Here is a 10565-nt window from a genome sequence, read left to right as displayed (position 1 = left end):
ATGATAGTTACGGCACGGGGCACGGGGATAAGACTCATCCTAACGGCTTGGGGTACGAGACTTTTTACGTTCCTGTAATAGTTGATTTATTGCGGAGATTAGCTTCATAATTGGATCATATTGCGCAACAAAAAGCTCATAAGAAAACCCGCCATTATGTAGGCGGGTTTTCTTCGTTCCAAGGTCCTTCAATGCAGGATTCAATGTATTCGGGAAGTGTCATGGGGTACTGGTGATCTTCGATATCTTCCATCCAAGCATCATAGCTCATAGCGAGCTTCATTTTCATAATATCGTTATTGATCCATCGCTTGGCAGTCTCATTTCCTTGAGTAGTCAGTTGATGAAGTGCCGCTTCGACTTCCTTAAGCGTGGTCATTGTCTTTACTCTTCAACAGGCCGAGCTTCACCAGTTCTCGTATAGCTTCGGTTCGGCTCTTTATTTTATTGTCATGCCAGTAGGCTTCTATCTCCCGGACTGTTTCATGTTCGAATGTAACCAGAATTTGCGTGTGCTTCCTCTTATCTATAGGCAATGTAACCATCTCCTTCAAAACAGAGTATAAGTTATATAACTTATATTGACAATGAGAATGCATGTTTGTATATTAGTTATATAAGTTATATAACTGGAGATGATACGATGAACAGTGCAGGGGAACAATTGCTTTCCGATGTTGTTGCGGTTTTGTCTCAGTCTTTTCCGAATCTTGAAGTTGAACGCACCAAGTCAATCTTGTCTATAGCGATAGCTAAATACCATATACAGAAGGTGGAAGAAGATGAACCTCACCCGGATTCTGATGAGAAGCTTAAAATGTTCTTATCGTCGAAGCGCTTGGAGGGGCTTAGCCCGCTTACCCTCGACGGATATCAAATGGAACTAAGGATATTTTTTCGTAAGGTGATTAAGAGAACAGACGCGGTAACCGCTGCTGATATCCGGGCGTACTTGGGGCAGTACAATCACTTGAAAATGAGCACCGTCGGACGTAAACTATCGGTTCTCAAAAGTTTCTTCGGCTGGCTGGCGGCGGAGGAGTTGATCCAGCGCGATCCGTCCGCACGTCTCAAGACCCCCAAGCAAGAGAAGCGCCTACCCAAAGCGTTAACCGTGGCAGAACTTGAAATGCTTCGAGAGTCATGCAAGACGGTACGACAGCGGGCATTTATCGAGGTCATGTATGCGACTGGATGTCGATTGTCAGAAGTATATGGCATGGATCGCAGTGGAATTAATCATCAATCCATGAGCTGTCGCGTTATCGGTAAAGGCAACAAGGAAAGGGAAGTATATTTCAGCTTCAAGGCAATGTACCATCTCGACCGATATCTTTCCAGCCGCTCAGATGACTGCGAGGCACTCATGGTTACGGAACGCCGTCCATTCCGTCGATTGTCTCGCAGAGGCATTCAGCGGGAGATCGATGTGATTGCCAAGGCTGCTGGTCTAGCTGGAAAGGTAAGCCCGCACGTGCTGCGGCACACCTTTGCAACGTTGACCTTAAATAATGGCGCGGAGCTGGTGGCCGTGCAGGAGCTCATGGGACATTCTGACCCGCAAACCACGCTCCGATATGCCCGAATCACTGAAGAACGTAAGCGGGAGCAGCATAAAAGATTTCTAGTTCAATAAGGAGTGATGCTGATTGATTACCATCTTGAACAGCCAGTACAAGCCGGAGGCCGTATTGGACCGATATTTTGACGACGAAGTAATTGAGAAGATCAATGGTTCTTATACGTTAAGGTTCTCGGTATACCTTGACCATGATAAGAGCAAGTACATCCAGATTGGGAAGTATGTTGCCGTCGAGGATCAGTATTTCAACATCGTTCATCACCGACGGACACGCGCCGAAAGTGGTGAGGTCATTATTGCGGTGGAGTGCGAACAGGTAGCCTATGACCTGCGATACCATTCTTACGATCAGTTTATCCATACAGGTACGCCATCCACCTTACTCCAGTATGCGCTGTCTGGTACGGGGTTTACTATCGGGACAGTGGAGCTATCAGACATGATTAGCGTCGAATTCAAAGAGCTTGCCAACGTACGTGGGATCATCATGAAAATCGCTGAGGTATCTGGTGGTGAGCTGCTGTTCGACAAATACAAAATATCTCTTCTTCAGCGGCGCGGGCGTGAGCATAGTGTGCAGTTCCGATTCGGTAAAAACCTTCTAGGCATCGTCAAGGATGTGGACGGCAAAACAGGAGAAATTGCTACGGCCTATGAGGTTAATGTGGTCGAGCTTAATTCCCTGCCTGAGTTTGCTGGCTTTGAATATTTTGAGTTGGGCGATACCGTGGACATCATTGACGAGGAATTAGGTATCAATGAGAAGCAGAGAATCATCCAGTACACTTACAGCCCGTTCCTGCGTATCAACAGTTCGGTTGTCATTGCAAATGCAATCTACGGCATCCAGGACACGATCTATCGGTTGCAAAAGACCTCAGTTGCCAAGGACAAGTGGATGTATGGTGTGAAAATCGGCCCGGATGAGGGAATTGTCATTGAACGATACGACAAGTTAGCCCGATCCAAGTGGAATGCGGATGAATTTCGTATGCAAAAGGGGGATGGCTCTGGTAGCTATGAGGATGCCCTATATTTTGACCCCATTAACGGTGAATATGAATTTACTGGGATCGTAACAGCCAGCAAGTTTGTCGGCGGTAGCATTGAAATAGGCAATAATTTTTCAGTTGATGAATCGGGACACATGGTGGCCGTAGGAGCGGAGTTTTCGGGCGAGATTAGCGCGTCTGTAATTAATGGGGGGCGGATCTACGGTTCCTATATTGAGGGAGCGGAGATTGAAGGCGGGATAGTAACAGGGGCCCTAATTCGAACGGCAGCCAACGGAAGACGCATAGAAATGGACGATTATAGTTTCAGGTCCTTTGATAGCGCGAATCGGGAGCGAGTTACGCTTGGGTACAACACTGGTGCTGGTATGGGGGGATTTGTGTATTGGGGACCGAACGGACAATCGGAAGGTCAGGTTTATTCAATATCAGGCGGGATGCACGTTATTGCGGATAATGAATTGTTCCTGCGTGGGTATGGAGGAATACTTGTTCAAGGAGATGCTCTTTTCGATGGGGGAGGAACTGTAAAATTCAATGGCACTGTAGATTTCTCGGGAGCGAATGTAATTGGATTATAAAGAAACATTTACCTATAATATGACCTAGGATATACTTACAATATATTATATCGATGAGGTGATATTTTTGAAAAAGTGGTCTTATATCATTGGCGGCTTCATTCTTGGAATTTTTGTTACCATTTCCAGTGATGTTGCGTTTGCCGAAGTTCAAAGTTTGATTGGAAAAAAAGTAACGGGAGAAATGAATGTCGTCGTCAATGGAGAAGCCCTTCAAACTAAAGGGGCTGTTATCCAAGGAACGACGAATGCTCCGGTTAGGGCCTTATCCAACGCTTTAGATGCCAATTTAAAGGTGGAGGGAAACACGATTTATATAAATTCTACCGTACAAGAGGGTGAAAAGGCTATGTTTGAAGGCAATGAATACACGAAAGAAGAGTTATTGAAGATCAAACAAAAGACGGAAAATCGCCTGAATGTAACTATCCCTGAAACGGAAGAAAAAAATAAAAAAAGGTATGATTCTCTTATAGAATCAGGCATGAACGAAAACGCCAAAAAACTAAAAGAGGCTAACGATAAGGAAATTGCAGAGAGCAAGGAGAAGAGCACGGAACAACTGCGGAGAATCAATGAAGCGTTGAAAGAATTTGAGTAAGAAACAACATTAACCAACCCCTCCACTCGGTGGGGTTTTTATTATGGGAGGAATGTACGTGAAGGCGACACCAAAAATCGAACTATTAATTGAACCTACGGTCAATGATGTATGCGGGGTTATCTCCGTGGCAATGGCTTATCACCCAGGTGCAGAAGTAGAATTTATGAAAAAGGTTCATGCCGCCCTGGGCAGGAGCATAGAAGCTGAGTTAAATAACAAGAACACACCAAACGCCGAATAGGCGTATTTTTTATACCCCTGGAGCCGATCCCGGGAGAATTATATTAAATTGAGAGGATGATTATATTGGATAACGTGTACAGAGCAATTATTCCAACATTCAGCATTTTGGCAGGATTTTTATTTGGAGGTTGGTCGCCGCTGCTCAGTATTCTACTGGCTTTCATCGTATTCGACTACATTTCGGGAGTGGTTGCGGCAGGATATGAAGGCAAGCTCAGCAGCCGTATTGGGACATGGGGCATAGCTCGTAAGGTGATGATTCTAGCCATTGTGGCCGTCGCGCATTTGGTAGATACAGCGTTGGGAGATGCGCACCTATTCCGGGATGCTGCTATCTTCTTCTACCTTTCCAATGAGTTACTGAGTTTGTTGGAGAATGCAGGCCGACTCGGGGCCCCAATTCCTCCAGTGCTGCAACGGGCTATCGCTGTGTTGCGAGGCAAAGGAGGCGACCAGGACAATGACGCTGACACTGGACTACGTAAAGGCTAAGTCCGTAAGTAGATTATCCGGATTGCATCCGGTCGTACGTCAGGCTACGGAGCGCTTAATTGAGCGCTCTTTTGCCGCTGGCGTTCCGATCCTAATAACCCAGGGGTTACGGACAATTGCGGAGCAGGACGCACTGTATGCGCAGGGACGTACTAAGCCGGGAAACATCGTTACCAATGCCCGAGGAGGCTATAGCAATCACAACTTTGGAGTAGCTATAGACTTTGCCCTGCTGCTGCCGGACGGTAAGTCGGTATCATGGGATACCCTGCGAGATGGGGACAAGGACTCTCTGCCGGACTGGTCAGAGGTCGTGGATATCGCCAAGTCACTAGGTTTTGAGTGGGGAGGGGACTGGCGGTCGTTTAAGGACATGCCCCACTTTGAGATGTGCTTCGGGCTGACTACGGCTCAGTACCGCGCGGGCAGGCAACCGAGTGAGATTACTCTGGCGAAGGCTCTGGCTGTTATTAATAGAGAGGATGAATTGGCTATGAAGGATGAACTGAACAAGCTTACAAAAAGAGTAACAGAGTTGGAGACAGTGGCTAAGCGCGTACCGGCTCCCAAGTGGTTTGTATCGGAGTTTGGCAGCGGGGACTTGGGCGGCAAGATCAGCGAACCGGAGTTTACTCTTGGGGAGTGGCGTGTGCTGGCCGTGGGGTTGCGGGTTTCCAGATAATAGGTTATAATTCCTGTATTAAATCCTAAAGCATAGGTAGAAGAGCCCTGTCCACGTCCTGTGGGTGGGGCTCTTTTTTTGCATCACAGATTCATAGAAGGGCTAATTTTTGTTTGTTGCCTCGGCGTACAATTGCAATATTGTTCATTAGTCATAATATCGCTCCTTATAATGAACCTTTATTGAAATTATTATATCATTTTAGTGACCTGACCACAGAGGCATGAGCCAAAGTGGTCGTTTCATTTTTTCTTCTATATTATATAGAAGAAAAAATGAAAAAGGGGCAAAAATGGGGCAGGCGGATATTGCCACGATGATATAAATTGATATAAAATGATTTAACCTAAAACCGAAAAATGCACGGCTATAATAATGTGATCGATGCTGATATTATTTGATTGGGGCGCATGCCAGCCTTCCAAGCTGGTAGCGTGGGTTCGATTCCCATCACCCGCTCCATCTCATAAACGGCAACATCATCGGCTATCACTGGCTTAGATGATGTTTTTTGTTATAATTTTACGCCTGTGAGCCCCGGCTATAAAACTTTTCTATCGTTTACATATACCCTTGAATTTTATTGCTTTACCGTGTTAAGGTTGGTGGAGTTGCCAAGCGATGTGAACACAGAGAGGCTGGAAATCTTTATGAGGCAAGATGGGGAATAGTGGCGAAGCTGCAGGGTCGATCTGCATGAGTCATAATAATTCTTACAAATAAAGTGAAGATTTTCAGGGAAGTTTATTGTATTATGTTAAGAAACCGTCTAAAGACGCGCATTTTAGGGGAACAAGGCAACAGGTGATGACGGTTACTTCTTAGACAGACGGAATAGGGATGAAATGGGGGAGAAACATGACAGAGCTAACGGTTACTGCAGGGAAGGGCAATTCTAATAACCTGCTTAGACGCGACATTCGTTTTTTGGGCAATATTCTAGGAGAGGTCCTTGTGCATCAAGGCGGCAATGAGCTCTTGGATATTGTCGAGAAGATTCGTGAAGCGAGCAAATCGTTGCGGGCTGTATTCTTGCCGGAACTGCACGATGAGTTTAAGGAAATGATCAACTCCCTGGAACCAGGTATTCGCCATCAGGTAATTCGTGCTTTTGCCATCTATTTTCAACTTGTTAATATCGCCGAACAGAATCATCGCATTCGTCGTAAACGCGATTACGAACGTTCCGCTGGAGAAGCGGTTCAGACGGGGACCATCGAAGCGGCGGTAAGAGACTTGAAGGAACGGGGCTTTAACTATAGCGAAGCGCAAGATATCATCGGAGGCATGTCGCTGGAACTGGTCATGACCGCTCACCCAACGGAAGCGATGCGGCGTGCGATTCTGGATATCCATAAGCGCATTGCGGATGACGTGGCGCAATTGGATAACCCTACGCTCACGTTCCGCGAACGGGAACAGCTTCGTGAGAAGCTGCTTAACGAAGTGCTGACCCTCTGGCAAACCGATGAGCTGCGTGATCGTAAGCCAACCGTACTTGACGAAGTCAGAAACGGAATGTATTACTTCCATGAAACCTTGTTCCATGTCCTTCCTGAAGTGTATCAGGAACTGGAGCGTTGTTTGACTAAATACTATCCTGAGCATTACTGGCATGTACCTACGTATCTGCGGTTCGGCTCCTGGATTGGCGGCGACCGTGACGGTAACCCGTCCGTAACCTCCGACGTAACCTGGGACACGCTGAGAATGCAGCGTAAGCTTGCTATACGGGAGTATCAACGTGTGTTGGCCGAACTCTTCAAGCACCTTAGCTTTAGTACCAGTATTGTCGATGTGACCAATGAGCTTATGGCTTCGATTCAACGTGATCGCTTGCAGGTGATGCTGAACAAAACGCCGCAATGGAACAACGACAAGGAGCCTTACCGCATCAAATTGACCTATATGACGGAGAAGCTGCACAATGTCCTGGATGATACCAAGAAGGATACTCCGGAACGTTATGCTGACGTTGAGGCATTTATCCACGACCTGAAGATTATTGACCGCAGCCTGCGACATCACTATGCTGACTATGTGGCGGATACCCATATCAAGAAGCTCATTCGCCAAGTCGAGCTGTTCGGTTTCCATACAGCTACCCTGGATATTCGCCAGCACAGCCAAGAGCATGAAAATGCGATGACAGAAATTCTGGCTAATATGAAGATTGTCGATGACTATTCCGCACTAGAGGAAGAAGAAAAGCTAATTCTGTTGGAGCGCTTGCTGAATGATCCGCGTCCACTGACATCTTCCTATCAGGATTACTCGGAAAGCACTCGGGAATGCCTGGAGGTATATCGCACTGTATATCGCGCTCAAAAAGAATACGGGGAGCGATGTATTACCAGCTATCTAATCAGTATGACAGAGGCAGCCAGCGATATTCTGGAGGTTATGGTATTCTCCAAGGAAGTCGGGTTGTTCCAGAAAGAAGCAGACGGTACAGTGACATGTACCCTGCAATCTGTACCGCTCTTTGAAACAATAGATGATCTGCATGCCGCACCAGGCATTATGCGTCGTTTGCTGAGTATGCCGATTTATCGCCAATCAGTAACGGCGATGAATGATCTGCAGGAGATCATGCTAGGATACTCTGATAGCAACAAGGATGGTGGCGTGGTGACCGCTAACTGGGAACTGCGCGTAGCGTTGAAGCAAATCACCGCTGCAGCCAGCGAATTCGGCGTTAAGCTGAAGTTCTTCCATGGTCGCGGTGGGGCGCTCGGTCGCGGTGGAATGCCGCTGAACCGCAGCATTCTCGTACAACCGCCGGAAACTATCGGTGGGGGAATTAAGATTACGGAGCAAGGGGAGGTCATCTCCTCACGCTATTCCTTACGTGGCATTGCCTATCGTAGTTTGGAGCAAGCGACATCGGCGTTGATTACCGGAGCGATTCAAGCTAAGCTGCATCAGGAATCGAATCCGCAAGAGGAACGTTGGGAAGAAATTTTGAAGGGCATTTCAGAGACTTCATTGAACAAATATCAGGATCTTGTATTCCGCGAGCCGGAATTCCTGAAATTCTTCCGTGAATCAACCCCGTTATTGGAAGTGGGTGAGCTGAACATAGGCTCTCGTCCATCCAAGCGTAAGAATAGTGACCGGTTCGAAGACCTTCGGGCCATTCCATGGGTATTTGCCTGGACGCAAAGCCGTTATTTGTTCCCGGCATGGTATGCCGCAGGTACTGGTCTTCTAAATTATTATCAAGATAATGAGGATAACCTTAAGGTGTTGCAGGATATGTATCAGAATTTCTCCTTCTTCACCACAGTTATCGATACCTTGCAATTTGCCATGATCAAAGCTGATTTGATTATTGCCAAGGAATACGCCAAGATGTGCTCTGACGAGGATACGAAGGATCGAATCTTTGGTCAGATTGAAGAGGAATTCCATCGTACTCGGGATATGGTATTGAAGATTACCGGTATTACGGAAATTCTGGATAATGTACCTGGTCTGCAAGAATCGATTCGTCTGCGGAATCCGTATGTTGATCCGCTTAGCTATCTGCAGGTTCAACTGCTATCCGAGCTACGGACGATTCGGGATGAGGGACGAGATGATGCTGAATTATTACGTGAGGTTCTACTTACAATTAACGGTATTGCCGCGGGCCTGCGTAATACGGGCTGATACCTTTATTAAATGAATGATGGAGAGAGAGTCGGCACATTCCTTAACGGAGGGTCGGCTCTTTTTCATATATTGGTGTTGACCGAATGTATTGCAATTTGCAAAAAGTTGCTTTAACATTTGAATGAAGTGCCTGCGGCAAGTGAGAGCCGGACAGGCAGTAGCTGTACCTAAGCTCTCCAAAGATCTGGGGGAAAATATGGTGGTGGAACATTTCGATGCAAGGCTGGTGAAGCTCGCCCGTAAAGGGGACCAGATTGCTTTTGCCGAGCTTGTTGATTTATATAAGGATAGATTATTTCATCTAGGTTACCGGATGTTGTCCAACCGGCACGAGGCGGAGGATGTCGTTCAGGAGACTTTCTTAAGGGTGTACAAAAATTGGAGCAGGTACGATGAAAAGCAGAAATTCTCAACTTGGATTTATCGAATTGCTACCAATTTATGTATAGATCGGCTGCGTAAGCGCAAGCCTAATTATTATCTCGATGCTGAGATGAATGATCAGGAAGGCATGGACGGATATACGCTGATCCCCGGAGACGAACGGACGCCGGAGACAGAGTATCTGTTATCAGAGACGCAACAGACCATTCACCGTGCAATAGAAGGTTTGCCGGCCAAGTACAGATCGGTCATTGTCCTGCGGTATTTACAGGAGATGTCGTTGCAGGAGATTAGCGATGTACTGGACATGCCCGTGACGACGGTGAAGACCCGCGTCCATCGGGGGCGTGAGTTTTTGCGTAAGAAGTTGGAGCATAAGATGCTGTAAAAAGGGCGGCCTTGGGCCATTGATTTTAGTTGAAACGTTTTGAGAACCGCTACGTATTGTAAGATAGGACGACTAGTGTCTTAGCCGTGCATAGCGTTTTCGCATAGAATGACACTTGAAAGGATTGGCTGATATGGAATGCAAACAAGCCTCCTCATTGATGCATGATTATCTGGACGGCGATTTAAGCCGTACTGATGCTGAACAGTTGAAGCAGCACCTGGAGTGCTGTCCTAAATGCCAGAAGCAATTCAAGGAGCTGGAGCAGACCGAAATGATGCTGTTCGCAACGATCAAGCAGCACACGAATGTCTCAGCGCCCGATGAATTGGTCAATCGGATTATCAGTCAGATTCCCAAGCAGCCCAAACAGCAGGCTTGGATTCAGTGGATCCGGCGACATCCCGCATTGACGGCAGCCGCCATGTTCCTGCTGGTCATGGTATTCAGCGCAGTTTCGATTTGGGATGGCGATGATCAGCTTGTTGTGAAAGGGGCAGACCTGGAACAGATTATTATCCAGGGCGATACCGTTACCGTGCCTAGTAATTCCAAAATTGCCGGCAACCTGACGATTCAGAATGGGAAGGCAGAAATATATGGAGAGGTTCAGGGCAACTTGACGGTTATTGATGGTTCTTATTATCAGGCATCCACCGCGCATATTTCAGGAGAGGTCAAGCAAATTGACCAGGCGCTGGACTGGATCTGGTATAGAATCACCAATACGTTTACGGAAGTCGCCTACAGGTAACACCGCCCTAAAGATGATAAATTGGCGCCTTCCCTCAGGGAGGGCGCTCTTTTATTTTCCGTGCAATTGCTGATTTTTTAACCCCGGCGCTTGCATCTGTCTTGTGAACGTTATAACCTAATAGTTAGGGGAAACCTATAGAGACAAGCATTGATGCTGTACATATCGTTTTCTTGTGGATAATA

At 46.8% G+C, this 10565-nt stretch carries 11 protein-coding genes; 9 read left to right on the top strand and 2 right to left on the bottom strand.

Going from position 1 to position 10565, the window contains the following annotated elements:
• Window positions 1-154: 154 nt before the first annotated feature.
• Window positions 155-379, bottom strand: a complete 225-nt coding sequence (locus BN3279_RS02305; protein WP_059049041.1) for a hypothetical protein — start codon at window positions 377-379, stop codon at window positions 155-157.
• Window positions 366-536 carry a ribbon-helix-helix domain-containing protein gene (locus tag BN3279_RS23920; RefSeq protein ID WP_187377716.1) on the bottom strand — a complete coding sequence of 57 codons (171 nt, stop codon included), beginning with the start codon at window positions 534-536 and terminating at the stop codon, window positions 366-368. The genes BN3279_RS02305 and BN3279_RS23920 overlap by 14 nt, the downstream gene beginning before the upstream one ends.
• Before the next feature lie 107 nt (window positions 537-643).
• On the opposite strand from BN3279_RS23920, the gene BN3279_RS02300 reads away from it, so the two are divergent.
• The 9 genes from BN3279_RS02300 (at window position 644) to BN3279_RS02260 (ending at window position 10380) form a co-directional block, all read left to right on the top strand.
• On the top strand, window positions 644-1636 hold the full coding sequence (locus BN3279_RS02300; protein WP_059049040.1) for a tyrosine-type recombinase/integrase: 993 nt from the start codon (window positions 644-646) through the stop codon (window positions 1634-1636).
• A 13-nt stretch (window positions 1637-1649) separates the two neighbouring features.
• Complete coding sequence (locus BN3279_RS02295; protein WP_059049039.1) at window positions 1650-3176, top strand: prophage endopeptidase tail family protein; 1527 nt, start codon at window positions 1650-1652, stop codon at window positions 3174-3176.
• 67 nt (window positions 3177-3243) lie between these two features.
• Window positions 3244-3777 carry a hypothetical protein gene (locus tag BN3279_RS02290; protein WP_059049038.1) on the top strand — a complete coding sequence of 178 codons (534 nt, stop codon included), beginning with the start codon at window positions 3244-3246 and terminating at the stop codon, window positions 3775-3777.
• A gap of 58 nt (window positions 3778-3835) precedes the next feature.
• Window positions 3836-4021, top strand: coding sequence for a hypothetical protein (locus BN3279_RS02285; protein WP_059049037.1), 186 nt, complete (start codon window positions 3836-3838; stop codon window positions 4019-4021).
• Window positions 4022-4095: 74 nt separating this feature from the next.
• Window positions 4096-4515, top strand: coding sequence for a phage holin family protein (locus tag BN3279_RS02280; RefSeq protein ID WP_392396822.1), 420 nt, complete (start codon window positions 4096-4098; stop codon window positions 4513-4515).
• Window positions 4484-5197 (top strand): M15 family metallopeptidase, encoded by a 714-nt coding sequence (locus tag BN3279_RS02275; RefSeq protein WP_082672892.1) that lies wholly within the window; start codon window positions 4484-4486, stop codon window positions 5195-5197. Before BN3279_RS02280 ends, BN3279_RS02275 begins: the two co-directional genes overlap by 32 nt.
• 858 nt (window positions 5198-6055) lie before the next feature.
• The gene (ppc, locus tag BN3279_RS02270) at window positions 6056-8851 is read left to right on the top strand and encodes a phosphoenolpyruvate carboxylase (protein WP_059049035.1); all 2796 of its coding nucleotides are present in this window, start codon (window positions 6056-6058) and stop codon (window positions 8849-8851) included.
• Between the two features lie 199 nt (window positions 8852-9050).
• Window positions 9051-9626, top strand: a complete 576-nt coding sequence (gene sigW / locus BN3279_RS02265) for an RNA polymerase sigma factor SigW (RefSeq protein WP_187377718.1) — start codon at window positions 9051-9053, stop codon at window positions 9624-9626.
• Window positions 9627-9759: 133 nt separating this feature from the next.
• Window positions 9760-10380, top strand: a complete 621-nt coding sequence (locus tag BN3279_RS02260) for a zf-HC2 domain-containing protein (protein ID WP_059049034.1) — start codon at window positions 9760-9762, stop codon at window positions 10378-10380.
• The last annotated feature ends 185 nt before the right edge of the window (window positions 10381-10565 follow it).

Origin of the sequence: Paenibacillus senegalimassiliensis, from assembly GCF_001486585.1 — a bacterium.
Taxonomy (GTDB): domain Bacteria; phylum Bacillota; class Bacilli; order Paenibacillales; family Paenibacillaceae; genus Fontibacillus; species Fontibacillus senegalimassiliensis.
This window is presented reverse-complemented; position numbering and strand designations above follow the sequence as displayed.